Here is a 24,788-nt window from a genome sequence, read left to right on the forward strand (position 1 = left end):
GCCTGCCGGCGTTAGATCGACCAGCTGGTCGTGCCAAGGTTGCGTGGTAAAGCGCGAGTGGGATCGCCGTCCTCTGTCCTGACGGTCGTCCTCTGAACTGACAGTAAGGCTCTAGTCACTGATCCTGCGCTCGATGCGAAGGGCACCGAGGCCACCGACAGCCGGACCCACAGCGTTCGTCCGGTACAACTCGACGGCTGCGAAGTCGTACCCAAGCTCGAGTTTGACCTGGGAAAGCGCCGCACGAGCAGACACGGTGGGCGGGTCGTCCGGACAGCTGCAAAGCACGATCACCTCGCGAAGGCCACCGCCGCCTTGCGCCAAGCCGTGCACCGAATACCAGTGCCGCTCCTCGAGCTGAGCGCGTGTCCAGTACTCGTCGAAGAACGTGCCAGGCGGCGGTTCGGCTCGCAACCTGTCGAGTATCTCTTCCAGACGGTCCTGGTCCAGCGGTGGTCGCCGGAACCACGACTGGTCATGAAGTGCTTCGCTCTTCGGCGAGCCGAGCCGAACGATGCCCGAGGCCCTATTGCGCTTGAACTGTTCGATGGAAGTTGTGTACGAGGATTCAACTGGACGGTCGTAGAGCACAGCCGGGCCGAGCTTGGGTTGATCCTCGAACTGCTCGATGCCCACGAAGCCGTCGAACCCCGGATTCGCGTCGCGTCCCGGCGTCCAAACGAAGCTCATTCCTTCGAAATTGCGGCGCAACGTCCAACGGAATACCTGGAGCTCACCGCTCACACTTGGTGAATCGGGGACGATCACGCTCGTCGGCACGCTGCTCTCCCTCCATTCAGACCGCGACACCGGCATTCAGACCGGGACACCGCCCAGCCGCAATCAACATCGTCGATCCTCGCTCAAACCTGAGCTCTTACGCCATCGTCGCGCCGCCTGAATCATTCTCTACGTCGCCACCTCCGCTCTCCGGCCGCCTGATCCACCACCCCGTTCCCTGTCCTGCCGCCCCTGCTTTACTTCCCAACCTCCCCCATGAAGAACGAAGGATGAGTGGGGGAGGTTGGGAAGCGCGCGCAGCGCGGCAAGGGCGGCAGGACAGGGAAAGAACGGGGTGATTCCTTCGCTTGCCTATTCGCGGCGGGTGAACAGTTGAGCGAACACCCACCGATGGCGCCTTTTCCGGTTCCGAGCCTTCGGCGTGGCCTAGCGACCGACCCCATCGGCATCCAGTTTGAGCTGACTGAGCCGCATGCTGTTCGGTATCCTCCATACGCCAGCCGTAGGGCTAGCTGAGGACTACCTCTCGGTCGCAAATTCCTTAGGGTGCGAGCACCGCGAGGTCACTGACGATCGAGACGACGCCGAGCACGACGACCAGGGGACCGAGGATCACGAACGAAATGGCGGCGAAACGAAGCCCCTCGCGGCGATAGCTGAAGCGGGCAATTCGTTCGCCCCAGATCGTCGCGCCGAGCCTCCTGAGGAACGCCGTCGTCGTGTCCAGATTCTGGAGAAAGTAGAGGCCAAGAGCGAAGAAACCCCCGCCGAATGCCACGAACATGACCTTCGGGATGAGCTGTTCCATCGGATTATCATTCCAGATCGGGCGGTCCCCGTCGGACGCGATGCTCGGCATGACCGGGTTCCTCAGCCGTCCCTCACCCCGTCGCACTATTCGGCCTCCTCGCACGTACTGCTTCCTTACTGTTCTTCCTGTTCTTCCTGTTTCTTTAAGGGGTACGGTCAGCGTCCCCCTGCAGGTACGCCTACCGTCCCCCTAAGCGGTACGGTGAGTGACCCCCTGAGGGGTACGGTTAGTGACCCCCTGCGGCGCCACGGACGGCAAGTTACTCACAGGCTGCGAATTCGGGACGGATGGAGCGTCGGCCGGCGTCGATAGCCTCACATCGTGGACACGGACAGCGAGAAGAACGACCGCGAAGATCGACTCGATTCAGGCGCCGCCCGTGGGTAGCATCCACGCGTATGCAACGTCGGCCGGGCGACGGTATCGCGTTGTCTATCGCAAGCCGGATCGGAAGCAGGGGCAGAAGCGCGGCTTCAGGACGAAGCGCGACGCCGAGCTCTATCTCGCCGAGATGGAAGTGTCCAAGGCGAGAGGCAACTTCATCGACGCGGCATCCGCTCGTGTGTCGATCGACGCGCTGGCCACACCGTGGCTGGACTCGCAGGGGCACATGAAGCACTCCGCGTATCGGACGGTTGAGTCGGCCTGGAGAGTTCACGTCCAGCCGAAATGGGGGAGTCGCAGCGTCGGTTCCATCCGGCACTCGGAAGTCCAGGCATGGGTCGCCGACCTCGGTCGAGCCAGAAAGGCGACCACGGTGATTCGCGCGTACGGTGTGCTCGCCGCCATACTCGACGTTGCGGTCAGGGACCGCAGAATCTCCGCCAACCCGGCACGGGGAGTGAACCTGCCGCGTAAGGTCCCCAAGCGCCGCCTGTACCTCAGTCACGCCCAAGTCGAGGCACTCGCCCAAGCGTCGGGAGAAAACGCCACGATCGTCCACCTGCTGGCTTACACGGGGCTGCGATGGGGCGAGCTCACGGCGCTGAAGGTGCGGGATGCCGACGTGCTGCGCCGGCGACTGTCCGTCGTTGAGAACGCCGTCGCGATCGGCGGCGTAGTGCACGTCGGGACTCCGAAATCGCACCAAGCCCGAAGTGTGCCCTTCCCGGAGTTCTTGGAGGTGCCGATCGCGCGACTCTGCGAGGGGAGGCTGCCCGACGATCTCCTGTTCGAAGCCGAGACGGGTGGGCACCTTCACCGACCCAACACGAGCGTCAACACCACGTCCTGGTTTCTCAGGGCACTGGCGGCCGCCGGCCTCGAGCGCATGACCATCCACGACCTTCGGCATACCGCAGCGAGCCTCGCCATCAGCTCGGGGGCGAACGTGAAGGCGGTCCAGCGCATGCTCGGCCATGCCTCCGCGGCGATGACGCTCGACGTCTACGCCGACCTCTTCGACGAGGATCTCGAGGCCGTGTCGACTGCCCTCAATAAGGCGCGGTCGGCTGCGATTGTTGCCATTCCGTTGCCACCGGCCGGTGTCGAGGTCAGCGGCATTGCCCATCTGCCCCTGAATATCAAGGAAGTAAGCGCATCCGTCTGAGTGCGGAAGGAGGGACTTGAACCCTCACGCCCGAAGGCACAGGAACCTAAATCCTGCGTGTCTGCCGATTTCACCACTCCCGCGAGTGCCCGTTCAGTCTAGGCGTCTCCCCGTCCGGCACTGGCGGGCGCGGCCCGCACCGTGGGACGATCGGCCACGAGCGGTCGGGCGCTGAACGCCCGCCCGAGCGACGGGGGCGACGATGGCGAACGCGGATGCTTCGAACGGCACGGCAGCAGCAGGGGCATCGGATGCCGCGGCCGCCACGAACCCGACCACCGATGCCTCAGCGGCGACCAACCCGACCACAGATGCCGCACCGCCCGCCGGCACCCCCGGCGCGACCGCACCGACCGACCGCATGTTCGCCAGCGGACAGGCCGGGATGGGCGCCCGCGGCGACGTGCTCGTGATCTTCGGGCTCACGGGAGACCTCGCGCGCGTCATGACGTTCCGCTCGCTCTACCGCCTCGAGCGCCGGAACATGCTCGACGTGCCGATCGTCGGCGTCGCCGTCGACGACTGGACCGTCGACCAGCTCATCGAATACGCCCGCACGTCGATCGTCGCGACGGGGGAGCAGCTCGACGAGGACGTCTTCAACCGCCTGGCCGCTCGCTTCAGCTACGTCTCGGGCGATTTCGCCGACGCCGCCACGTTCACCAAGGTCGCCGCCGCGATCGAGGGCAAGCAGCATCCGGTGTTCTACCTCGAGATACCGCCGAACCTGTTCGCCACCGTCGTCAAGGGCATCGCCGGCGCCGGGCTCGTGACGGGCGCCCGCGTGATCGTCGAGAAGCCGTTCGGACACGACCTCGCGTCGGCCCGCGCGCTCGCCGCCGACCTGCACCAGTACGTCGACGAGTCGCAGCTGTTCCGCGTCGACCACTACCTCGGCAAGATGGGCCTCGAGGAGATCCTCTACCTGCGGTTCGCGAACACCATGCTCGAGCCCGTGTGGAACCGGAACTACGTGAAGTTCGTGCAGATCACGATGGCCGAGGAGTTCGGACTCGAGAACCGCGGCCACTTCTACGATCCCGTGGGCGCCCTGCGCGACGTCGTCGTGAACCACCTCATGCTCGTCGTCGCCGCCATGGCCATGGAGGCGCCCGCAGGCGGCGATCCCACCACGCTGCAGGACATGCAGACCTCGCTGTTCCGCGCGATGGCGCCCGCCGACCCGCGCACCTACGTGCGCGGCCAGTTCGAGGGCTACCACGACCTCCCTGGCGTCGCGCCCGACTCCACGACCGAGACGTTCGCGGCGCTGCAGCTCGAGATCGAGAATTGGCGCTGGTCGGGCGTCCCGTTCCTCATCCGCACCGGCAAGCTGCTGCCGCTCACGCAGACCGAGGTGCGACTCGTCTTCAAGCCGTCGCCGAAGCTCGGATTCGGCATGCAGAACGCCTCGACCGCGCCCGACGAACTGGTGTTCCGGCTCGACCCGAACACCGGCGTGCGCATCGTGCTCAATGCGAAGCGAGCGGATGCCCCGCTCCCGAGCCCCGTCCAGCTCGACATGGAGTTCGCGTCCGAGGGCGGTGACGGGCCCACCCCCTACGAGGTGCTGCTGCATGCCGCCCTCATCGGGGCGACGCCGCGCTTCGCCCGGCAGGACACCGTCGAGGCGGCCTGGCGCGTGCTGCAGCCGCTGCTCGATTCGCCGCCGCCCGTGCACACCTACAAGCCGGGCACGTGGGGTCCGCCGGAGGCCGAGTCGGTCGCCGCCGACCTCGGCGGCTGGCGCGCGCCCTGGACGGGCGACTGATCTGGGCCGCCTTGCGCTGATCCTGCGGCATCCGCGTGCACGAATCGGATGCGGCGGTGCGCTTGACTGGACGGATGACCCACGGACTCACCGACCACTTCGCCCGCATCCTCGACGCCCCCGTCTACGGGCACCTCGCCACCGTCCGGAAGCACGGCGGTGTGCAGGTGAATCCGATGTGGTTCGAGTTCGACCGCGAAGCGGGGGTCATCCGCTTCACCCACACGACGAAGCGCGCGAAGTTCCGCAACCTGCAGCACCACCCGGGCATGACGCTCGAGGCGCTCGACCCCGAGAACCCGCACCGCTACGTCGAGGTGCGCGGCAGCCTCGCCGAGGTCGTGCCCGACCCCGAGGGCGCCTTCTACGTGCACCTCGCGAACCGCTACGGCGAGCCGGATGCCGCGGCGCCGGCCGACAAGGCCGACCGCGTGATCCTCGTGATGCAGGTCGAGAAGGTCAACGGGCGCTGAGGTCGTGGGCGTGTGCGTGCGCGGCGGGCCCCGAGGACGGCTCGGTCTCGAATGAGCAACGACTACCCATACGCGGCAGGGGCGTCGGCGGCATCCTCGTAGGGTCAGCCCGACCCTGGAAGGACACGCATGCTCGCCCTCTTCGCTGCCGTCTCGCTCGGCGTCGCGTTCGGTGGACTCGTCGGTGCGATCTTCACCGGCGACTGGATCTACACGATCGTGGCGAGCATCGCGTTCGCGATCGGGTCGATCGCGGGCGCGTTCGCGGCGTTCGGGTCCTTCACGGGCGGACTGCGCGCGTCGTCATCCGATGACGGTCTGACGCTGCCGGGGGAGATGGCGCTCGCCCGCGTGGAGGGCATCCGCCGCACGGGCCTCAGCGTGAACGACCAGCCGCAGGTCGAGTTGACGCTCACCGTCGCGCCGCGCTCACGAGCGGCCTACACGACGGTGCACCGCGAGATCGTCGACATCGTGGCGCTGCCGCAGGTGCAACCGGGGTCGATCATGGTCGTACGCCGGCCCGCCCCTGACAAGGCGAACGTGCTCCTCGACTTCAACCCGCTGCCCGACTGGGCCCGCGCCCGCGACGCCGAGCGCCTGCGCACCGGCAACGAGCGCACCGTGCCGCTCGCCGAGCAGACCACGGCGTGGGCGTCGGAGCCGCAGACGCTCTCGGGCGCACCGCGGACGCCCGGCAACCCGTGGAAGCGCCTGCTGTGGGTCGGGGTGTTCGGGGCATCCGCTGCGCTCGTGCTGCTGCCCGTCTACGACACGATCGGTCGCGTCGCTGTCGCGTGGGCGTCGGGCGACCCCGCCTCCGCTGGCGTGGTGCACGGCAACCGGCACGACGAGATCGTCGACGCGCTCGAGCAGGAGACGGGTGGCTCGCAGTTCATCCGCGTCGGGTTCTACGACGAGTACGCGGTCGCCGCCGCGCCCTCGGAGCCCGGCGCGCTCACGATCGACTCGTACACGTACCGCTACGACCGCACGACCCACGACGGACCCGAGCTGATCCAGCCGCAGGATCCGGCCGCCGCGCTGTTCGACACGAACGAGGTCGACTTCTCGCAGATCCCGGGCTTCATCGCCGCCGCGAAGGAGTCCTCGGGCATCGCCGATCCCGACTCGGTCATCGTGGTCGTGCAGCGCTCGTCGATCGCCGACGAGTCGGGCGCGCTGCCCGTGGAGGCGATCGTGCTCATCGACTCGGCCTACGAGGACGCGAGCGTCACGTTCGACCTGGCGACGGGGGAGCCCGCGACCTGATGCGTCCGTGCACGGATGCCGCGGCATCCGCCGCTCGTTGACGCGGCGCAACCCCTTCCGCACCCCGGGCGCGTGCGCAACTCCGGATCCCGCACGCGAAACGCCGCGCGCGACGTCACGACGCGCCGGCAGGCGCTCGTGCAATCCGGAGTTGTGCCTGGGACGCGTCGATGACGGATGCCTCGCGGTCAGACCATCGCGACCCTGGATGCCGTTGCATCTACCCCGCGTCGACCACCTGGGCGTCGGCCGCCGCGCGGCGCACCGCCTCGGTGCCCTGCACCGCGGCCGCGCGACTCGAATACGCCTCGCCGGTGGCGACGACCTCGCCGTTGCCGGCCTTGAGGCGGAACCGCCAGCCGTCCTTCGCCTCGTAGATCTCGAACTTCGCAGCCACCATCGGCTCCTTCCCTCGAGTATTGAGCGTGCTTCACATTCTGGCGGGGGAATGGACCGGAACGGAAGAGCCCGGTCAAGCCCGAGAACGGATGCCGCGATGATGCATGCCGCTCCCGCCCCCATGCCGCACGACCTCGCGCGCTGGATCAGAGCCCGGCAGCTCCGGATGCGACGAACAGGACGCCGACGACGATGCCGACGATCCCGAGGATCAGGCTTGCGGTGCGCCCGTGGTACTGGAAGAACGCGGTGTCGGCGGGCGGGATGAGCACGGTGATCAGGTCCACCATCGCCTGTCGGGCCACGGCGAAGAGCGCGCCCACCGCCACCATCACGACGCCGGCGATGATGAGTGCGATCGGGCTCTCAGGAGCAGCGTAGGCCACGCCACCGTATCGGTGCGGGGGAGGGCGCTGCCTTGCCCGCCTTCGCCGCAGCGATGGTCAGTCGACGTCAGGACCCGTGATGTCTACCTCGACGCGGTACTGCGTTCCGACGACGCCGCCCGTCTCGAGCTCGACGCCGGCCACCTTGTACGTGCGCGGCAGGTTGGTCGGCGACGGATTCTCGTCGACGGCCTGCTGGAACGCCGCCTGGAATCCCTCTCTGGACGTGATCGTGACGCGCATCTCTACTCCATCCCCCATGCCGGTCCTCGACGGGCCGATCCGAGCGCACGCTATCGGTGCGACGACCGAGCGCATCAGCCCCCAGACTTGGGGCTTCCCTCCGCCGCGCGGGGCCCTCCGGCGCGGTAGACGGTGACGGCATACGAAGGGACTTGCGGCAGCGCCCACGTTGAAGGAGCCGAGCGAGCTGGCTAGCCTGCATTCCGCCGCTGCAGAGTCAGAACAGCGCACTGAGAACTGGACTTGTTCAGAAGTGCGTCAGCTCGCCGTCTTCGAACCAGTAGAACTCCCAGTCTCCCGTTGGAACGAGCACGACCGGATCGCCGTCCAGGTCCACCTCGAGTGTCCCGTCTCCGCTGTTCGCACCGGTCCAGGCGATCTCGAGTCTCCAACTGCAGAAGCAGGCGATGCCGTCATCCGTACTCGGCGCTTGGATGTCCAGGACTTCCGGCTCGGCTCCTGCACCGACCATCATCCGGATCGTCTCGCCCTCTTCGTCCACGATCCGGGTCGATCGATCGGCGAAATTCAGCACCATCGTCCGATCCGGCGCCTCGCCTCCCATGGGCGGACACTCACCGACGATCACGGGTGAGTCCGGCTCCGGATACTCCTCAACATCGACGATCGAGATGGCATTGATGATGACGGGTTCTTCGTTGCCCACGATGCTGAGAGTCAGCAGGCGGGGATCGGTTTGCATGCCACCGTGTGCGGACACCCACGCCTCATCGATGTTTCCCTCGGCGTCCACAGGAACTTCTGTCACGAGCGACTCGTCGATCACGAATCGTTCGCAGGCGTCCGTGTACTCCGCCAGATTGGCGTTGAACGGCACTCCGAACTGTTGATCCCACCATCCGGGAATCGCGTTGAACGCCCACGCACCCGCAGCTGTGAGGAATCCGGCTGCAAGCACTCCGCCGCCGACCACGTACCACTTCTTGCGCACCCGCGCGGAAGGTTCGTTCTCCGCCATGGGATCTCCCCCAGTGCATCGTTCTGCACAAGGTACTGCGTCCGACCTCGTCTCGCGAGTGCTCGATTGTCTTGAACCCAGAGAAGGCGAGCCCCAAACAGGGACGGTCAAAGTCGAATTCATGTCTCGTCAGTTGGATGCGATGTGGTGTGCTGTGGATAAGTCCGGAGCGGGGCATCCGCTCTTCTCCAAGATGGGAGCCATGACCGACCCCGTGCGCACGATCGCCGAGCGCGTGCGAACCAGGGTCCTGCGTGAGGGCATCGACCTCGGCGCCGACGGCACGGCCGCACGCCGCTTCGCCGACGAGGAGGTGCGCCGCTACAGCGAGCGGGCACTCGCCGGCGCGCATGCGCAACTGTCCGACGAGTCGGGCACCGCGCGCGACGTCGTGGCCGCGATCACGGGCTACGGCCCGCTGCAGCCGTTCTTCGACGACCCGAACGTCGAGGAGATCTGGATCAACGCCCCGACCCGAGTGTTCGTCGCCCGCGACGGCGTCGCCGAGCTCACGCCGGTGGTGCTCTCCGACCGCGAGGTCCGCGAGCTCGTCGAGCGGATGCTGCAGCACTCCGGTCGAAGGGTCGACTTGTCGTCGCCCTTCGTCGACGCCTCCCTCCCCGACGGCTCGCGGCTCCACGTCGTGATCCCCGACGTCACGCGGGCGCACTGGGCGGTGAACATCCGCAAGTTCCAGCGCAGCATCCGCTCGCTGTCGCAGCTCGTCGAACTCGGCTCGCTCACGCGGCAGGCGGCGGAGTTCCTGCGCATGAGCGTGCTCGCGGGCGCGAACATCCTCGTCTCCGGCGCGACGCACACCGGCAAGACGACCATGCTCAACGCGCTGATGTCGGCGGCGCGCACCGGGGATCGCGTGGTGACGGTCGAGGAGACGTTCGAGCTCGACCTCGACGTGCGCGACCTCGTGTCGATGCAGTGTCGACAGCCGAGCTTGGAGGGCACGGGCGAGATCACGCTGCGACGGCTCATCAAGGAGGCCCTGCGCATGCGGCCCGACCGGCTCATCGTCGGCGAAGTGCGCGAGGCCGAGAGCCTCGACCTGCTCATCGCGCTGAACTCGGGCCTTCCCGGCATGTGCACGATCCATGCCAACACCGCGCGCGACGCGCTGACGAAGCTGTGCACGCTGCCACTGCTCGCGGGCCGCAACATCGACGCGTCGTTCGTCGTGCCGACCGTCGCGAGCTGCATCGACCTCGTCGTGCACCTCGGCATGGATCGCCATGGGAGCCGGCACGTGGCCGAGATCGCGGCGACCTCGGGAGCCGTGTTCGACGGCGTCGTCGAGATCGAGTCGATCTTCACGCGTCGTGGCGGAGAACTCGAACCCACCGGTGCACTGCCGCCGCGCATCGAGAAGTACGTCACGGTCGGGTTGAACCCCGCGATCGTGCTCGGGCGGGATGCCGCGTGAGCCTCATCCTCGGCGGCATCCTCGGGCTCGGGGTCCTCCTCGTCATCTCACCATGGCTTTGGCCTGCCCGGCCGGCGGAGACGTCGAAGCCACGGGCGTTCGAGTCCGCGCGCGACGCCCTCGCGCTCGCCGGCCTCGGCGGCGTCTCGCTGCCGGTGGTCGTCGTGGTCTGCCTGCTGCTCGCGCTCGTCGCGGGGGCACTCGCCCAGGCGGTGTTCCGCGTGCCGATCCTCACGATCGTGGCGGCGGTGCTGGGAGTCGCGCTCGTGCCGATGGTCGTGAACGCCCGTGCGGCTCGGCGGCGAGCTGCGAACCGTGCCGTCTGGCCCGACGTCGTCGACCACCTCGTCGCCTCGGTCCGGGCGGGGATGTCCCTGCCCGACAGCGTCGCCACGCTCGCCGAACTGGGACCCGCCGTCACGCGACCGGCGTTCGCCGAGTTCGAGGCGGACTTCCGGCGGAGTGGCAACTTCGGCCACTGCATCGATCGCCTGAAGGCGTCGCTCGCCGACCCGACGGCCGACCGGATCCTCGAGACGCTTCGGATGGCGCGGGAGGTCGGCGGGAGCGACGTCACGGCCGTGCTGCGCGGACTCGCCGGCTACCTGCGTGAGGACTCCGCCGTCCGGTCGGAGGTCGTCGCCCGACAGTCCTGGATCCGCAACGCTGCCCGTCTCGGCGTCGCCGCCCCGTGGCTGCTGCTGCTCGTCCTCGCCTCGCGGCAGGAGACGCTCGTGGCCTACGACTCGGCTGCCGGAAGCGTGTTGATCGTCGTCGGCGTCATCGTGACCTTCGTCGCCTACCGCACGATGATCGCGCTCGGTCGCCTCCCCGAGGAGCGTCGATGGTTGCGCTGAACGTGGTCGGCGCGCTCGCCGTCGTGCTCGGTGCAGTCCTGGGTCTCGGGCTTTGGCTGGTCACCTCGGCGGTGCCGCGGGTCGGGCGGCCTCGACTCGTCGAGCGCGTCGCGCCGTACGTCGCGGATCTCTCGCCCGCGGCGCGGGCGCTGCTCGATCGTCGTCCGGCGGACCCGAGTCCGGTGCTCGGGGTGTTCGTGGGTCCCGTCGCACGGCGGGCACGCACGATCCTGTCGACTTGGCTCGGCGGAGACGAGACCGTCGCGAAGCGCCTTCGCCAGGCGGGGTCCGCGGCATCCGTCGAGCGATTCCGCGGGGAGCAGCTCGCGTGGGCTGCCGCCGGCTTCGTGCTCGGCGCAGCAATCGCGGTGTTCGTTCCGACGTTCGGCGGACTTCCCGTGGTCGTCCGGCTCGCCACGCCCGTGGTAGCGGCTGCGCTCGGTGCAGCGCTGCGCGACTGGATCCTCCAGCGCGCCGCGCGGCGACGGCTCGCCCGCATCTCGGCGGAGCTGCCGACGGTGCTCGAGTTCTTGACGCTCAGCCTGACCGCGGGCGAGGGGATGCTCGACGCGATCCGCCGTGTCGCGAACGCCGGGTCGGGCGAGCTTCCGCAGGAGTTCGCGAGCGTGGTCAGCCGGGTCGGCACCGGTGTTCCGCTCGGCCGTGCGCTCGCCGACCTGCGCGACGGGCTCGATCATCCGGCGCTCTCACGGGCGATCGACCAGGTGCTGGGAGCCCTCGATCGGGGTGCTCCGCTGGCGGCAGTGCTCCGATCGCAGGCGGGGGATGCGCGTGAGGAAGCCAAGCGCACGATCATCGAGCTGGCCGGTCGCAAGGAGATCTCCATGCTGGTGCCGCTCGTCTTCCTGATTCTGCCCGTGACGGTCGCGTTCGCGCTGTTCCCGGGATACCTCGTGCTGCAGGCGGGCTTCTGATGCCGGCCGAGGCGGCGCTCCGACCGCGCACCGGGGGGTGCGCCGACGAAAGGACGGTCCATGCGAGAGCTCATCACGCGGTTGCGCGAGGAACGCGGCGACGTGCCCGGCTGGGTGCTGATCACCCTGATGACGGCGGGATTGGTGATCGTGATCTGGGGGCTCGCGGGCCCGGCACTGAGCGGCGTGTTCGACCAGGCGATCAGCCGCGTGCTCGGCTTCTGAGCCCGCCCAGCGAGCACAGCGCCCACCGCGTCATCCGCACGCTCGCTCGCGACGAACGCGGGTCGGCGGTCGCCGAGTTCACGCTCGTCGGCATCCTGCTCACGGTCCTCGCGCTCGCGGTCGTGCAGCTTGCGCTCGCGCTCCACGTGCAGAACACCCTGCTCGACGCCGCGGCTGAGGGGGCGAGGTACGCCGCGCTGGCCGGTTCCTCGACGGACGACGGGACGGCGCGCACTCGGGACCTCATCTCGGCTGCCATCTCGACCGACTACGCGCGTGACGTCACCGCGGGCACGACGTCGGTGGGCGGGGTGCCGGCAGTCGAGGTGACCGTTCGCGCGACGCTCCCCGTCGTCGGCCTCCTCGGACTGGAGCGCGGCTTGGAGGTATCGGGCCATGCGGCGCTCGAAACGCTCGACTGACGCGGGTTCGGGGGCATCCGCCCGTCGCGTGCGGGGCCGCCTCGCGGGGGAGCAGGGTTCGGCCTCGCTCGAGTTCCTCACGGTCGGCATGCTCCTGCTCGTGCCGCTCGTCTACCTCGTACTGGCGGTCGCGGCCGTACAGGCGGGTGCGCTCGGCGTCGAGGGTGCAGCCCGCCAAGCCGCTCGAGTTGCGGTGACGGTGACCGACCAAGGGGCGACGGATGCCGCGGTCGAACGTGCGGTCCGGGTGACGCTCGCGGACTACGGCATCGATGCCGACGCGACATCCGTCACAGTGCACTGCGACCGCGCCGACTGCGCCGAGCCAGGAGCGCGGGTGAGCGTGACCGTCGCTGCCCGGGTGGAGCTGCCGCTCGTCCCCGACGTGCTCTCGCTCACAGCGGTCGGCAGCGTGCCCGTCGAGGCGAGCGCCACGCAGACCGTGTCGCGCTTCGCGCGGGCATCGTGATCGACTCGATCCGAGTCAAGCTCGCGCGCGACGAGTATGGCTCCACGCTGCTGTTGACGATCGGCTTCTGCGTGCTCGGGCTCGCGATCATCCTCGTCGTCGCCTCGGCGACGACGCTCTACCTCGAGCGGAAGCGGCTCTTCACCGTCGCCGACGGTGCCGCGCTCGCGGCGGCCGAGGCGTGGGCGCTGGACTCGGTCCGCGTGGACGGCGACCGCCTCACCCTCGATCTGCGGGACGCCGAAGTGAGCCGTGCCGCCGGTGAGTACCTCGCCAGTGCGGCGACCGGGCTCGACGACGTGGTGCTCGTGAGCGCGACCTCGGCCGACGGCCGCAGCGCGACGGTGACGCTTCGCTCGGTCTGGCACGCACCGATCTCGACCGATCTGCTGCCCGTCGAGGTGCCGATCGAGGTGACCGTCACAGCGCGATCGGTCTTCCACTGACGCGGAGGTAGGTTCTCATCGTGACTCAACTCGTGTTCACTACCCGTGCCGCTGCCGCTGTCGCGTTTGTGCTCGTGCTCTCGGGTTGCTGGTCGAGCAACGACGAGGTGCGATACGACGGACCGCGTGAGGAGCTGGTCGACGCCTGCGGGCGCGCCGTGAGCGCAGGGCCGCATCCGAGCCTCGACGGACAGAGGATCGTCGAGAACGTCACGGTTTCGGACCCAGATTCCCGGTACCCGATCGTTGAGGGCGAGCTGGTCGGCGCGTACAGCGGCAGTAGCATTCGATACCGGTTCACGTGCGAGATTCCAGAGGGCGACGACTACCTCGCCGCGCAGATCACCGCGCTCACCCTCGTGGAGTGAGCGCCGTCAGTGCGGTGGTGTCGGCGAGCGTCGCCGCGCGGCGGCCTTCACCTCGAGCACCGTGCCGGTGATGATCATGGCGACCGCGCCCGCTCCGAAGAACACCGCGTCCATCTTGAGGTAGCCCATGCCATCGCCACCGTCTCGACGCTCGAGGTTGGGTATCAGGACCGCGGCCATGAAGACCGTGAGGTAGGCGAAGACGAAGCCCAGCACCACCCACCAGACGCCAGGGTGCCGACCATCGGGCTTGCTCATCTTGTCGTGTCCGCTCAGAACGTCGGCGCGAACCCCGGGCCGAAGCGCTCGAAGAGCTGGGTCTTGCGGCGGATCGCCTCCTCGTCGGTGGGCAGGTCCCAGATGAACACGTGGTCCGACGGCGAGTACTGCATCGTACGGGCGGTCGTCACGATCTCGACCACCTCTCGTCGCTCGCCGAACAGGTCTGCCTCCGTCTGCTGCGCGGACCGCACGATGGTGCCGAGCGAGAGGCCGTCGTCGGTCGAGAGCACGTGTCCGATGTGGTGCGAGCGGATGCCGCGGGCCTGCAGCTTGCGCAACGGACGCGCTTCGGTGCCGTGCACGTTGGGCCAGCACACCTTGCAGCTACGCACACCCGAAAGACCCCGGGCGGACTCCCGGGTGACGAGCGCCGGGAGCGGGAGCCGGTAGGTGCGGTCGTCGTGCAGGCGCCGGCGGTGGCCGGCGGTCCAGCGTGCCCGCAGATCGAGGTGCGGTTCGAGCGAGGCGCACTCGAGCCGGTGCAGCATCCGTTCGCTCGGCGATTCCATGTGCGTCACCGCGAACTCGGCGCCCTCTGCGAACGCCTGTCGCAGCTCGTCGTGCTCCTCGGCGATGATGCGCTCGACGAGCGCGTCGACCGGGTCGACGGCGGCGACGCCTCGGGCCGGCGTCAGCAGGTCGACGATGCCGGCGGCATCCTGCGGTACTGGCGCAGGCCGCGCACGGCCTGCGGGCTCGGATCGGGTCATCCGCGTCCTCCGTCTTCGGGCCCCGGGACCGGCCCTTGCTGCGAACCTAGCGGAGTGCGACGCCTCGGCACCGCCCATCGCCGAAGGACACGCGGCCCCCAACCGGGGCACAGGCCGACCGATCAGAGCGAATGCGGTTGACTGGAGGGCATGATCGCCGACCATCGACGCCTGACCGGCCGCCCGCACGAGAGGTTCGCGCGATGAGCGCCGACCGCCAGGGCGGCACTGCCGCCAAGCGCTCGCGCGTCTCGCTGTTCGCGATCATCGGGCTCGCCCTCGGCGTGCTCGCGTTGGCCCTCCCGGCGGTGCCGGCGCTCGTGACCGCGGCCGGCGGCATCATCCTCGGCGTGCTCGGCCGCCGGCAGTTCAGGCGCGACCCCTCGACCGGTCCGGGCTGGGTGTCGCTCGCCGCGATCATCGTGAGCGCGTTCGTGTTCGTGAGCCAGGCGGTCATCCTCTCGGTCGTGTACTTCTCGGCGTGACCCTTCGCGCCCCGCGCGCCGCCACGCCATGATGGAGGCCATGGCCACCGATGCGCTGACCGCCGCGGCCGACGAGCTCTACGCCCTCGTGCCCGAGGAGTTCACCGCCGCCCGCAACGCTCGCGCCAAAGACGTCAAGGTCGACGACCGGGCGCTCAGCCAGCGCATCGGCGAGTTCCGCAAGCCCTCGCCCGCCGCGTGGATCCTCAACCAGCTCGTTCGCGAGCAGCCCGACGCCGTCGACGAGCTGCTCGACCTCGGCGCCGACCTGCGCGACGCCCAGGCCGCCGGCGACGGCAGGACCCTCACCACGGTCGGCGCCGAGCGCCGCCAGCTCATCGCCGGCCTGCTGCGGCAGGCGACGCACATCGCGGATGCCGCGGACCGCTCGCCCTCCCGCGCCGTGCTCGACGAGGTCGAGCAGACCCTCATCGCCGCCACCGTCGACGAGGCCGCCGGCGAGGCGCTGCGCACCGGACGGCTCACCCGCGGACTGCAGGCCGTGGGCTTCGAGGCCGTCGAGCTCGACGGGGCCGTGGCCGGCGAGGCATCCGCTGCACGACCCCGCAAGCCGCGCGCGGCGAAGCCCTCGACCGCGAGCGGCGCCGCCAAGAAGGGTGGCAAGACCAAGAAGCGCGATGAGTCCGACGAGCAGGCCCAAGCGGATGCCGCCGCCGAACGGGAGGCGGCCGCCCGCGCCGCACGCGAGCAGGCCGACGCCGACGTGGAGGATGCGAAGGGTCGCCTCGACGCGGCCGAGAAGGCGCTCGCCGAGGCGGAGGACCTGCTGAAGGCCGCCGAGTGGAACGCCGACGAGCTGCGCGACGAACGGCACGAGCTGGAGACGCGGTTGAAGGCGCTGCGATCCGAGATCGTCGACGCCGAGCGCGACGAGCGCGACGCCGAGCGGGTTCGCAACAAGGCCGAGGTGGCCGTCGACCGGGCGAAGGACGACGTCGACGCCGCCGAGACGGCCCGCGACAAGCTCAGCTGAGCGACGGCGATTCCGCGGTCGCGTCCGCGGTGCGCTCCATCCAGACGAGGATCGCGCCGATCGCCGCGCCGACCGCGGCCGCACCCCCGTGGAGGTCGCCCACGCCCAGGAGCACCGCGGTGCCGACGAGGCTCACGACCGCGAGGATGCGCGCCGGACCTCGTCCGCGTACGACTGCTACGACCGCCACGGAGGCCGCGAGCCCGTAGACCACGACCGAGTTTCCGGCGCCGACGGGATCCACGAGGAGTCCCCAGAGCTCGGCGAGCAGTGCCGATCCCAGTCCGATGAGCACCCATCGTGCGGGTCCCCAGATCCACTCCGCGATGACGCCGATGAGCGCGAGGGAGAGGAGGTTGGTGATCGTGCCGGTGGCGCCGCTGTCCTGCACCACGATCGGGGTGACGAGCCGCCAGAGCTCGCCGTCGAAGATCCGCTCCCGGTCGCGCTCGAGCGCATCGAGCAGCGACGGCACGGCCGTGAACTGCAGCAGCGTCGGGACGCCCACGACGACGAGGGCGACGATCGTCGCCACCGGCACACATCGGCGGGCGCCGCGCGGTCCGCGGGTCGCGAGCAGGCCGAGCCCGGCGCCGAGCGCAGTGGCCAGCATGATGGTGCCGACAGCTGCGGCGACGGTGTCGATCACGTGTCCAGTATGTCGACGGAGCGAGCCGAGACTCAGTCACCGGGCCCGGGCGCGCCGGGCGGCTCTGGCGGTCGCGAGCCGTCCGAGCCGACAGCCCGTCGCGAGCGCCGCGCACTCGGCACGTACCGAGGCACGTAACGCCACAGGATGCCTGCGCCGACGAACCCGAGCACCCCCATCGTCGCGCTCGCGGCCATGATCGACACCGCCGACGTGACCGCCGCGAGGATGAGCGGCGCGACGGCCTGGCCGGCATCGGCGATGGTGCGGAACGCGGCGAGGAACGGCGCCGGGTGGTCCTTCGGAGCGAGGTCGGCGCCGAGCGTGAGGATCACCCCGCTCGACAGGCCGTTCGCGACGCCGAACAGCAGCGCCACGAGCGTGAACCACGCCTCGGCGCCCGGCACGTCGTGCGTGAACGCGAGGATGAGGTGCCCGGTGCCGAGCCCGACGAGTCCGGGGATCGCGCTCCAGAGCCGGCCGAACCGGTCCATGACCTGGCCGCTCACGTAGAACAGTGCGAAGTCGATCGTCGCCGAGACGCCGATCACGAGCGCGGCGGCCTCGGGCGGCATCCCGATCGACACGGCCCACAGCGGCAGGATCACCGTGCGGCTCGCCCGCACCGCCGCGAGCAGGCCGACGCCGCTGCCGATGCGCAGTAGCACAGCGCGGTAGGTCGCGATCGCGCGGAACACGCCGTGCGACGCGGCATCCGCTTCGGCCTCGCCCGCCGTGCGCGCCTCAGCCGAGCCGGCGCCGGCCGACGAAGGGTCGACGGATGCCTCGCGCGCCAGCCGAGCGGCTCCGAACACCCGTTCGGGGTCGGGCAGCACGATGAGGACCACGACGACCGCGAAGCAGGCCGCGACGAGCACCCAGAACACGACCTCGGAGGAGCCGGTCCACGCGATGAGCGCGGCGGCCACGAACGGGCCGATCGCCCAGCCCGCGCGGAACACGCCCGCGAGCGTCGAGAGCGCCCGCGCCCGCACCGCCTCGGGCACGTAGCTCGTGAGGAATGCATGCCGCGCCAGGCCGAACACCGCGGTCGCGAGGCCGAGCAGGAAGATGCCGATGCCGAGCGCGAACTCGGTGGGGGAGGCGAGTGCGATGAGCACGCCGATCACGGCGAGCAGCGACGCGCCGATCATGGCGTTGCGCTCGCCGATGCGGGCGACGAGCCAGCCCGCGGGCAGGTCGCCTGCGAGCTCGCCGACCATGAGCATGGCCGCGATGAGGCCCGCGAGCGCGAGCGAAGCGCCGCGGTCGGTCGCGACGACCGGGATGACGGGGATGATCGCGCCCTCGCCGATCGAGAAGAGCAGCGTCGGCAGATAGGCCGGGAGGATGATCGAGCGCCAGGAGAACGGAGGCGTCGCGACGGTCATCGCCTTCGACGCTACACCCGGGGGGCGCGGCATCCGTGCGCGCTGAAGCTCACCTCACGGCGTCGTGCCGACCGCGCCCGTCGCGACGTTCCACGAGAACGTCATCGGATCGGCGAGCGCCCCGTCGGGCCGCTGCTTCCGGTACGCGAACTTCACCGAGCGGAACTCCATGCCCACCGTCTGCTCGACCTCGCCGTCGGCCGAGCCCGTCGTCTGCACCGACGTGATGAGGAGGTCCTCCATCGTCACGACGAGCCACGCGTCGCGTCCGCCGTGCCCGCCGCCGCGGGTCACGTGCAGCTCGGCCCTGCGGAGGTGCCGACCCGACGCGACGAACCCGAGCAGCCGCGTGGATGCCGCGTCGAAGACGTGCTCCCACACGAGCGCCGAGGGATCGGGCCGACCGGCGCCACCGCCACCGCCGCCGCCCGGCCCACCGCCTGGACCGCCCGGACCGACCGGCGCCGTCACGCCCCAGTTCCACGACAACAGCTCGATCCAGTCCTCGTGGCCGACCGCGGGCGACTCGCCCACCGCGTCGTCGAAGAACGTGAGGTACGCGTGACCCGCCATCGGTCGCCCCCTTCGGCGCGGCTCCGACCCCCCGGATGCCGCCGTCGATCCGCAGTGTACGCCGGGCGCGACTAGGCTGGACAGGCCATGTTGGATCTTGATCTCTCGCAGGACATCGCCTCGCTGCGCTCCACCTTCCGCGACATCCGTGCTGTCGTCGACGTCGACGCCCTCGAAGCCGAGATCGCCCGTCTCTCCGAGCAGGCCGGCGCGCCCGACCTGTGGGACGACACCGACAACGCCCAGAAGGTCACCAGTGCGCTGAGCCACCGCCAGTCGGAGCTCGCGCGCGTGAAGAACATCGACTCCCGCCTCGACGACCTCGAGGTGCTCGTCGAGCTCGCGAACGAGGCCGACGACGAGGAGTCCGCCGCCGAGGCGCGCGCCGAGCTCGCCGCGCTGCAGAAGACCGTCGGCGACCTCGAGGTGCAGACGCTCCTCGACGGTGAGTGGGACGGCCGCCCCGCCGTCGTCACGATCCGCGCCGGCGCGGGCGGCGTCGACGCCGCCGACTTCGCCGAGATGCTCATGCGCATGTACCTGCGCTGGGCCGAGAAGCACGGCTACAACGCCACCGTCATGGACACGAGCTACGCCGAGGAGGCGGGCATCAAGTCCGCAACCTTCGAGATCGACGCGCCCTACGCGTTCGGCACGCTGAGCGTCGAGGCCGGCACGCACCGCCTCGTGCGCATGAGCCCGTTCGGCGCCGCCGGCAAGCGGCAGACGTCGTTCGCCGCCGTCGAGGTCATCCCGCTCATGGAGGAGACCGAGGAGATCGACATCCCCGAGGGCGACATCCGCGTCGACGTGTTCCGCTCGTCGGGCCCCGGCGGCCAGTCGGTCAACACGACCGACTCCGCCGTGCGCATCACCCACCTCCCCACCGGCGTCGTCGTCTCGATGCAGAACGAGAAGTCGCAGATCCAGAACCGCGCCGCCGCCATGCGCGTGCTGCAGTCGCGCCTGCTCCTCATGCAGAAGGAGCAGGAGGCCGCCCAGAAGAAGGAGCTCGCGGGCAACATCACCGCGAGCTGGGGCGACCAGATGCGCTCCTACGTGCTCGCGCCGTACCAGATGGTGAAGGACCTCCGCACCGAGCACGAGGTGAACAACCCCAACGCGGTGTTCGACGGCGACCTCGACGGGTTCATCGCCGCCGGCATCAAGTGGCGCAAACAGAAGGTCGAGTAGCCGCGACGACTCGGTGACGGATGCCGCGCGCTCGCGGCATCCGCTGGGCTCGCCGTTCGCTGCGCCGGCCCGCCTCGACCTAGGAACGCACCGCGAACTTCGCCCGGGCCCGCGTGCGCGCCGCCTGCACGAACGCCCGGATGAGCGCGATGCCCTCGGGGTCGAGCCGCTCCTCGGGATGCCACTGCACGCCGAGGCAGAACGCTCCGTCGGTGGTCTCGATCGCCTCGACGACGCCGTCGGGCGCGCTCGCCGAGACCACGAGTCCCTCGCCGAGTCGGTCGACGCCCTGGTGATGGTGGGACGAGATGTCGAACTCGGCCTCGTGCGTGATGCTGCGCAGCAGGGTGTCGGGCAGGATCGACACGGGATGCGACGTGTGCTCGCCGTAGATGTCACGATGCGGCGTGAGGTCGATGCGATCGCCGAGGTGCTGCTCGAGCGTGCCGCCGAGCGCGACGTTGAGCACCTGCATGCCGCGGCACGCGCCGAGGATCGGGATGTCGCGCTCGCGGGCGAGCTGGGTGAGGGCGATCTCGAGCTCGTCGCGCACCCGCAGGGGCTTGTCGTTCGTCGGATGCGCGACGCTGCCGTAGAGCTCGGCGTCGAGGTCGCGTCCGCCCGGCAGGAACAGCCCGTCGACGAGGTCGATGAGGCGCTCGGGATCGTCGACGTGCACGTCGAGGCTCGGGAAGATGATCGGCGCACCGCCCGCCTCCTGCACCGCCGAGACGTAGGTGTGCGAGATCGCGTCGGTGGGGATGTCGACCCACGAGCCATAGCTCGCAGACTTGCGATCGGCGACGATGCCGATGAGTGGAACCGTCATGCGTTCCTCCATTGGGTGAGCTCCAGCATCCGGATCCCACGCTACTCCCGGCCCAACCTGAGAAACGGGCGAGTCGCAGGTGCGTTCCGCGCCGGGGCTGCTTAGGCTCGATCCGACATGATCCGATTCGATGCCGTCACCAAGACCTACCCGGGTCAGTCGAGGCCCGCCCTGGACGACATCGGGGTGGAGATCCTCCGTGGTGAGTTCGTGTTCCTGGTCGGGGCCTCGGGCTCCGGCAAGTCGAGCTTCCTGCGCCTCATCCTCAAGGAGGAGAAGCCCAGCACGGGCAAGATCCACGTGCTCGGACAGGACCTCGGCTCGATCTCGAGCCGCAAGGTGCCGTACTTCCGCCGCGACCTCGGCGTCGTCTTCCAGGACTTCCGGCTGCTGCCGAACAAGAACGTCTACGAGAACGTCGCGTTCACCCTGCGGGTGATCGGCAAGTCGCGCGGCTTCATCCAGTCGGCCGTGCCCGAGACGCTCAAGCTCGTCGGCCTCGACGGCAAGGGCAAGCGGATGCCGCACGAGCTCTCGGGCGGCGAGCAGCAGCGTGTCGCGATCGCCCGTGCCATCGTGAACAAGCCCCAGATCCTCCTGGCCGACGAGCCGACGGGCAACCTCGACCCGGTGACGAGCGCGGGCATCATGACGCTCCTCGAGCGCATCAACTCCAGCGGCACCACCGTGGTCATGGCCACGCACGAGGCCGGCATCGTCGACCAGATGCAGCGCCGCGTGATCGAGCTGTCGGCGGGCGAGATCGTGCGCGACGAGCGCGGGGCCGGCTACGGCGCGGCCCTCGGCGACGTCGACTCGGCGCTCACGGTCGAGGTGTCCGACGAGATGGTCGCCGCCGCCTCCGCGCCCGCCGCGGCCGTGCCCGACGAGGAGGCCGTCGCGGCCGTGCTCGCGGGCGGTGCCGCGGCGAAGGGCCGGAAGACCCGCGCCACTCGATCGAAGGCCGCGAAGCCGGCCGAGCCGGTGCCGGCGGCCGCAGCTGCCGCCGCCTCCGCCGAAGCGGCCGCCGCCCAGGTGGCGACCGACACCGACGGCGAGTCCGTGAGCCCCTCCGAGGCGGCGACCGTTGCCGCCGCGACTCCCGCGAAGAAGCCCGTGAGGAAGGCCGCTCCGAAGGTCGACCGCAAGGCCATGGAGGAGAAGCAGCCGCTCTACGTCGAGCCCGAGGAGCGCGACGAGGTGACGGACGCCGCCGCCGCGATCACCGCGGCCGCGACCGCATCGGTCCCCGTCACGCCCGCCGGCGAGGCGGCAGAGCCCACGGCCGAGCCCGGCACCGCCGCACCGGCCGCGAAGGCCGGCGGCGTGGCATCCGAGCACCTGACCCTCGCCGAGCGCCTGGGGTTGCGCGCCCCCGGCGGACCGCGCGAGGGTGACGACCAGCAGGAAGTGGGACCGACGAAATGAGGTTCGGGCTCGTGCTCGCCGAGGCTGCGAACGGCCTGCGGCGCAACGCGACGATGGTCGTGTCGGTCGTGCTCGTCACGTTCATCTCCCTCACGTTCGTGGGCACCGCGGCGCTCATGCAGCTGCAGATCGCCCAGATGAAGAACTACTGGTACGACCGCGCGCAGGTCGCGGTGTACCTCTGCACGTCGGTGTCGACGGCCGCCGGATGCACCGACGGCGAGGCGACCGAGGAGCAGAAGGCCGCCGTCGAGGCGCAGCTCGACTCCGACACGCTCAAGCCGTTCATCGACGAGTTCTACTTCGAGGACCACCAGCAGGCGTACGACAACTTCCAGCAGCAGTTCGAGGGCACGCCCGCGGCGGACTACGTGACGCCCGAGGTGCTCAACGAGACGTTCTGGGTGAACCTCGTCGACCCGTCGCAGGCCGCCGTCATCGCCGAGAGCCTCGCCGGCCTCGCGGGCGTCGAGCAGGTCGTCGACCAGCGCCGCTACCTCGACCAGATCTTTGACGTGCTCAATGCCGCGAGCTACACGGCCATCGCGATCGCGGCGATCATGCTCGTCGCGGCGGCACTCCTCATCGCGACGACCATCCGCCTCTCGGCGTTCTCGCGCCGCCGCGAGCTCGGCATCATGCGGCTCGTCGGCGCCTCGAACCGGTTCATCCAGACGCCGTTCGTGCTCGAGGGCATCTTCGCCGGGCTGCTCGGCTCCCTGCTCGCGGGCGGGGCGGTGATCGCGATCGTGCAGTTCTTCGTGCAGGGCTACCTCGCGCAGAGCCTCTCGTTCACGTTCGTCGACCTCACCGACGCGCTCATCGTGGTGCCGATCCTCGTCGCCGTGGGCGTGCTGCTCGCGGCCGTGTCGGCGGGCATCGCGATCACGCGGTACCTCAAGGTCTGAGTTCATCGCGCGCCGCCGCCCCTGCGGCGCGCAGGCGGGCGGCGGCCGTCCGGCGGCGGCGGCCGCGGCATCCGCTAGAGTGAGAGGCTGCCTCGGATGCCCCGGGGCGCTCGCACTCGAACGAAGGAGCACGTCGTGCCCAAGGAACGCGGTCAGAAGGTCGTCGCGACCAACCGCCGGGCGCGCCACGACTACCTCATCGAGGACACGTACGAGGCGGGCATCGTGCTCACCGGCACCGAGGTGAAGTCGCTGCGCGAGGGGCGCGCGTCGCTCGTCGACGGCTACGCCTTCATCGACAACGGCGAGATGTGGCTCGACGCCGTGCACATCCCCGAGTACACCGAGGGCACGTGGAACAACCACGCCCCGCGGCGCAAGCGCAAGCTCCTGCTGCACAAGCAGGAGATCATCAAGATCAGCCATCGCACGAAGGACGGCGGGTACACGCTGATCCCGCTGTCGATCTACTTCAGCGACGGCCGCGCGAAGGTCGAGCTCGCGGTGGCGAAGGGCAAGCGCGAGTACGACAAGCGCCAGGCGCTGCGCGAGCGGCAGGACAAGCGCGAGGCCGACCGCGCCATCGCGAGCCGGCGGAACCTCGGGGAGTAGGCCAGTCGCGCATCGACGCCGCGGGTCGCGGGCGCGGCTCGCCGCCGGTCCGCTTCCCGGATGCCTCCCAGCCGACGTGTCGGCACCGCGGGGTAGGCTCACTGCGATGGAGACCTCGACCCGCATCCCGGTTCCCGGCACCTACAACTTCCGCGACGTCGGCGGACTGCCGGCGAAGACCGGCACGGTGCGCGACGGGGTGCTCTACCGGTCCGACGGGTTGCACCGCCTCGGCGTCGAGGGGCGCGCCGCGTTGCGCGACCTCGGCATCGGCATCGTCATCGACCTGCGCGACGAGAACGAGGCCGCGGTCATGCCCGACGACCTCGACGGGCTCGACGTGGAGGTGCTGCGCCTGCCCGTCTTCGAGGGCTCAGGCGCCTCGCAGGGCAAGGGCGGTATCTCGCTCGACGCGCTCTACGACCGCATCGTGACCCAGCACGCGCCCATCGTCGTGAGCGCGCTGCGCGAGATCTCGAGCGCGGGGGAGCGGTCGGTCGTCGTGCACTGCACCGCCGGCAAGGACCGCACCGGCATCGTCGTCGCACTCACCCTCCTCGCGGTCGGCGTCGACCGCGACGCCGTCATCGAGGACTACGCGCGCACCGAGGGCAACCTCGCCGGCGAGTGGCTCGAGGACATGGTGACCATGATCGGCCGCTACGGCGTGCCCGACACTCCCGAGCTGCGCGTGCTCATGGGCGGCAGTCCGCGCGAGGCCCTCGAGGGTGTGATCGAGACCGTCGAGCGCGCGCACGGCTCGACGCGCGAGTACCTGCTCGCGTCGGGGCTCACGCTGCACGAGCTGGCGGCGCTCGAGGCGCTGCTCATCGATCAGGGCTGAGTTCCGAGACGCGGGCCGCGCCCATCGGTCCGGGTTTCGTGGGCTGGGTTTCGAGACGCGTCGGGCTTCGCCCGGCGCTCCTCAACCACCGGACGCGAGCGTCGGCTC

Annotated in this window: 31 protein-coding genes and 1 tRNA gene; 19 read left to right on the plus strand and 13 right to left on the minus strand. The window is 69.8% G+C overall.

The window, feature by feature from the left end:
* Positions 1-111: 111 nt before the first annotated feature.
* Both ACWGO8_RS15395 and ACWGO8_RS15400 read right to left on the minus strand, forming a co-directional pair.
* A complete protein-coding gene (locus ACWGO8_RS15395) occupies positions 112-780 on the minus strand; it encodes a hypothetical protein (RefSeq protein WP_452043906.1) in 669 nt (222 codons plus the stop codon).
* A gap of 502 nt (positions 781-1,282) precedes the next feature.
* Positions 1,283-1,600 (minus strand): hypothetical protein, encoded by a 318-nt coding sequence (locus ACWGO8_RS15400; protein ID WP_452043907.1) that lies wholly within the window; start codon positions 1,598-1,600, stop codon positions 1,283-1,285.
* A 331-nt stretch (positions 1,601-1,931) separates the two neighbouring features.
* On the opposite strand from ACWGO8_RS15400, the gene ACWGO8_RS15405 reads away from it, so the two are divergent.
* A complete protein-coding gene (locus tag ACWGO8_RS15405; protein WP_452043908.1) occupies positions 1,932-3,101 on the plus strand; it encodes a site-specific integrase in 1,170 nt (389 codons plus the stop codon).
* 1 nt (position 3,102) lies between these two features.
* On the opposite strand, the gene ACWGO8_RS15410 is transcribed toward ACWGO8_RS15405, so the two are convergent.
* Positions 3,103-3,184, minus strand: a tRNA-Leu gene (locus tag ACWGO8_RS15410).
* 119 nt (positions 3,185-3,303) lie between these two features.
* On the opposite strand from ACWGO8_RS15410, the gene zwf reads away from it, so the two are divergent.
* The 3 genes from zwf to ACWGO8_RS15425 all read left to right on the plus strand — a co-directional run bounded on the left by zwf (position 3,304) and on the right by ACWGO8_RS15425 (position 6,617).
* Entirely contained in the window at positions 3,304-4,872 is a 1,569-nt protein-coding gene (gene zwf / locus ACWGO8_RS15415; protein ID WP_452043909.1) for a glucose-6-phosphate dehydrogenase, read from the plus strand.
* Between the two features lie 74 nt (positions 4,873-4,946).
* Positions 4,947-5,345, plus strand: coding sequence for a PPOX class F420-dependent oxidoreductase (locus ACWGO8_RS15420; RefSeq protein WP_452043910.1), 399 nt, complete (start codon positions 4,947-4,949; stop codon positions 5,343-5,345).
* 129 nt (positions 5,346-5,474) lie between these two features.
* Positions 5,475-6,617 (plus strand): hypothetical protein, encoded by a 1,143-nt coding sequence (locus tag ACWGO8_RS15425; protein ID WP_452043911.1) that lies wholly within the window; start codon positions 5,475-5,477, stop codon positions 6,615-6,617.
* Between the two features lie 220 nt (positions 6,618-6,837).
* On the opposite strand, the gene ACWGO8_RS15430 is transcribed toward ACWGO8_RS15425, so the two are convergent.
* The 4 genes from ACWGO8_RS15430 to ACWGO8_RS15445 all read right to left on the minus strand — a co-directional run bounded on the left by ACWGO8_RS15430 (position 6,838) and on the right by ACWGO8_RS15445 (position 8,624).
* Complete coding sequence (locus tag ACWGO8_RS15430) at positions 6,838-7,014, minus strand: YegP family protein (protein ID WP_452043912.1); 177 nt, start codon at positions 7,012-7,014, stop codon at positions 6,838-6,840.
* Positions 7,015-7,162: 148 nt separating this feature from the next.
* The gene (locus ACWGO8_RS15435; RefSeq protein WP_452043913.1) at positions 7,163-7,402 is read right to left on the minus strand and encodes a hypothetical protein; all 240 of its coding nucleotides are present in this window, start codon (positions 7,400-7,402) and stop codon (positions 7,163-7,165) included.
* 57 nt (positions 7,403-7,459) lie between these two features.
* Positions 7,460-7,663 carry a hypothetical protein gene (locus ACWGO8_RS15440; protein WP_452043914.1) on the minus strand — a complete coding sequence of 68 codons (204 nt, stop codon included), beginning with the start codon at positions 7,661-7,663 and terminating at the stop codon, positions 7,460-7,462.
* A 229-nt stretch (positions 7,664-7,892) separates the two neighbouring features.
* The gene (locus ACWGO8_RS15445) at positions 7,893-8,624 is read right to left on the minus strand and encodes a hypothetical protein (protein ID WP_452043915.1); all 732 of its coding nucleotides are present in this window, start codon (positions 8,622-8,624) and stop codon (positions 7,893-7,895) included.
* 202 nt (positions 8,625-8,826) lie between these two features.
* Here ACWGO8_RS15445 and ACWGO8_RS15450 point away from each other — a divergent pair, with 202 nt between their 5' ends.
* From ACWGO8_RS15450 to ACWGO8_RS15485, 8 genes are read left to right on the plus strand one after another with little or no spacing between them, the layout of a single operon-like run.
* Entirely contained in the window at positions 8,827-10,059 is a 1,233-nt protein-coding gene (locus tag ACWGO8_RS15450) for a CpaF family protein (RefSeq protein ID WP_452043916.1), read from the plus strand.
* On the plus strand, positions 10,056-10,916 hold the full coding sequence (locus ACWGO8_RS15455) for a type II secretion system F family protein (protein WP_452043917.1): 861 nt from the start codon (positions 10,056-10,058) through the stop codon (positions 10,914-10,916). Before ACWGO8_RS15450 ends, ACWGO8_RS15455 begins: the two co-directional genes overlap by 4 nt.
* Positions 10,904-11,851: a type II secretion system F family protein gene (locus ACWGO8_RS15460; protein WP_452043918.1), complete on the plus strand. Its 948-nt coding sequence runs from the start codon at positions 10,904-10,906 to the stop codon at positions 11,849-11,851. The genes ACWGO8_RS15455 and ACWGO8_RS15460 overlap by 13 nt, the downstream gene beginning before the upstream one ends.
* Before the next feature lie 60 nt (positions 11,852-11,911).
* Positions 11,912-12,076 carry a hypothetical protein gene (locus tag ACWGO8_RS15465; RefSeq protein ID WP_376955275.1) on the plus strand — a complete coding sequence of 55 codons (165 nt, stop codon included), beginning with the start codon at positions 11,912-11,914 and terminating at the stop codon, positions 12,074-12,076.
* Between the two features lie 32 nt (positions 12,077-12,108).
* Positions 12,109-12,498, plus strand: a complete 390-nt coding sequence (locus ACWGO8_RS15470; RefSeq protein WP_452044575.1) for a TadE/TadG family type IV pilus assembly protein — start codon at positions 12,109-12,111, stop codon at positions 12,496-12,498.
* Positions 12,473-12,967, plus strand: coding sequence for a TadE family protein (locus ACWGO8_RS15475; RefSeq protein WP_452043919.1), 495 nt, complete (start codon positions 12,473-12,475; stop codon positions 12,965-12,967). The genes ACWGO8_RS15470 and ACWGO8_RS15475 overlap by 26 nt, the downstream gene beginning before the upstream one ends.
* On the plus strand, positions 12,964-13,413 hold the full coding sequence (locus ACWGO8_RS15480; RefSeq protein WP_452043920.1) for a pilus assembly protein TadG-related protein: 450 nt from the start codon (positions 12,964-12,966) through the stop codon (positions 13,411-13,413). The genes ACWGO8_RS15475 and ACWGO8_RS15480 overlap by 4 nt, the downstream gene beginning before the upstream one ends.
* A gap of 20 nt (positions 13,414-13,433) precedes the next feature.
* Entirely contained in the window at positions 13,434-13,781 is a 348-nt protein-coding gene (locus ACWGO8_RS15485) for a hypothetical protein (RefSeq protein WP_452043921.1), read from the plus strand.
* 6 nt (positions 13,782-13,787) lie between these two features.
* Here the strand turns inward: ACWGO8_RS15485 and ACWGO8_RS15490 are convergent, their stop codons facing one another.
* Positions 13,788-14,039 (minus strand): hypothetical protein, encoded by a 252-nt coding sequence (locus ACWGO8_RS15490; RefSeq protein WP_452043922.1) that lies wholly within the window; start codon positions 14,037-14,039, stop codon positions 13,788-13,790.
* 14 nt (positions 14,040-14,053) lie between these two features.
* Positions 14,054-14,773, minus strand: coding sequence for a hypothetical protein (locus ACWGO8_RS15495; protein ID WP_452043923.1), 720 nt, complete (start codon positions 14,771-14,773; stop codon positions 14,054-14,056).
* Positions 14,774-14,976: 203 nt separating this feature from the next.
* Here ACWGO8_RS15495 and ACWGO8_RS15500 point away from each other — a divergent pair, with 203 nt between their 5' ends.
* On the plus strand, positions 14,977-15,258 hold the full coding sequence (locus ACWGO8_RS15500) for a hypothetical protein (protein WP_452043924.1): 282 nt from the start codon (positions 14,977-14,979) through the stop codon (positions 15,256-15,258).
* A gap of 40 nt (positions 15,259-15,298) precedes the next feature.
* Positions 15,299-16,252 (plus strand): hypothetical protein, encoded by a 954-nt coding sequence (locus ACWGO8_RS15505; protein ID WP_452043925.1) that lies wholly within the window; start codon positions 15,299-15,301, stop codon positions 16,250-16,252.
* Here the strand turns inward: ACWGO8_RS15505 and ACWGO8_RS15510 are convergent.
* The 3 genes from ACWGO8_RS15510 to ACWGO8_RS15520 are packed head-to-tail and all read right to left on the minus strand — an operon-like array spanning position 16,245 to position 18,865.
* A complete protein-coding gene (locus ACWGO8_RS15510) occupies positions 16,245-16,901 on the minus strand; it encodes a hypothetical protein (RefSeq protein ID WP_452043926.1) in 657 nt (218 codons plus the stop codon). The two genes, ACWGO8_RS15505 and ACWGO8_RS15510, sit on opposite strands and share 8 nt — an antisense overlap.
* Positions 16,902-16,933: 32 nt before the next feature.
* Positions 16,934-18,292, minus strand: coding sequence for an MFS transporter (locus tag ACWGO8_RS15515; protein WP_452043927.1), 1,359 nt, complete (start codon positions 18,290-18,292; stop codon positions 16,934-16,936).
* A 54-nt stretch (positions 18,293-18,346) separates the two neighbouring features.
* Positions 18,347-18,865, minus strand: a complete 519-nt coding sequence (locus tag ACWGO8_RS15520; RefSeq protein ID WP_452043928.1) for an Hcp family type VI secretion system effector — start codon at positions 18,863-18,865, stop codon at positions 18,347-18,349.
* Between the two features lie 87 nt (positions 18,866-18,952).
* On the opposite strand from ACWGO8_RS15520, the gene prfB reads away from it, so the two are divergent.
* Positions 18,953-20,059, plus strand: coding sequence for a peptide chain release factor 2 (prfB, locus tag ACWGO8_RS15525; RefSeq protein WP_376955264.1), 1,107 nt, complete (start codon positions 18,953-18,955; stop codon positions 20,057-20,059).
* Between the two features lie 79 nt (positions 20,060-20,138).
* Here the strand turns inward: prfB and ACWGO8_RS15530 are convergent, their stop codons facing one another.
* Positions 20,139-20,888 carry a gamma-glutamyl-gamma-aminobutyrate hydrolase family protein gene (locus ACWGO8_RS15530; protein WP_376955263.1) on the minus strand — a complete coding sequence of 250 codons (750 nt, stop codon included), beginning with the start codon at positions 20,886-20,888 and terminating at the stop codon, positions 20,139-20,141.
* 117 nt (positions 20,889-21,005) lie between these two features.
* Here ACWGO8_RS15530 and ftsE point away from each other — a divergent pair, with 117 nt between their 5' ends.
* The 4 genes from ftsE to ACWGO8_RS15550 all read left to right on the plus strand — a co-directional run bounded on the left by ftsE (position 21,006) and on the right by ACWGO8_RS15550 (position 24,680).
* A complete protein-coding gene (ftsE, locus tag ACWGO8_RS15535) occupies positions 21,006-22,316 on the plus strand; it encodes a cell division ATP-binding protein FtsE (RefSeq protein ID WP_452043929.1) in 1,311 nt (436 codons plus the stop codon).
* Positions 22,313-23,224: a permease-like cell division protein FtsX gene (gene ftsX / locus ACWGO8_RS15540; protein WP_376955259.1), complete on the plus strand. Its 912-nt coding sequence runs from the start codon at positions 22,313-22,315 to the stop codon at positions 23,222-23,224. The genes ftsE and ftsX overlap by 4 nt, the downstream gene beginning before the upstream one ends.
* Before the next feature lie 135 nt (positions 23,225-23,359).
* Complete coding sequence (gene smpB, locus ACWGO8_RS15545; RefSeq protein WP_376955258.1) at positions 23,360-23,836, plus strand: SsrA-binding protein SmpB; 477 nt, start codon at positions 23,360-23,362, stop codon at positions 23,834-23,836.
* A gap of 106 nt (positions 23,837-23,942) precedes the next feature.
* Complete coding sequence (locus ACWGO8_RS15550) at positions 23,943-24,680, plus strand: tyrosine-protein phosphatase (RefSeq protein ID WP_452043930.1); 738 nt, start codon at positions 23,943-23,945, stop codon at positions 24,678-24,680.
* Positions 24,681-24,788: the final 108 nt, after the last annotated feature.

Source organism: Agromyces sp. NPDC055661 (genome assembly GCF_053618135.1).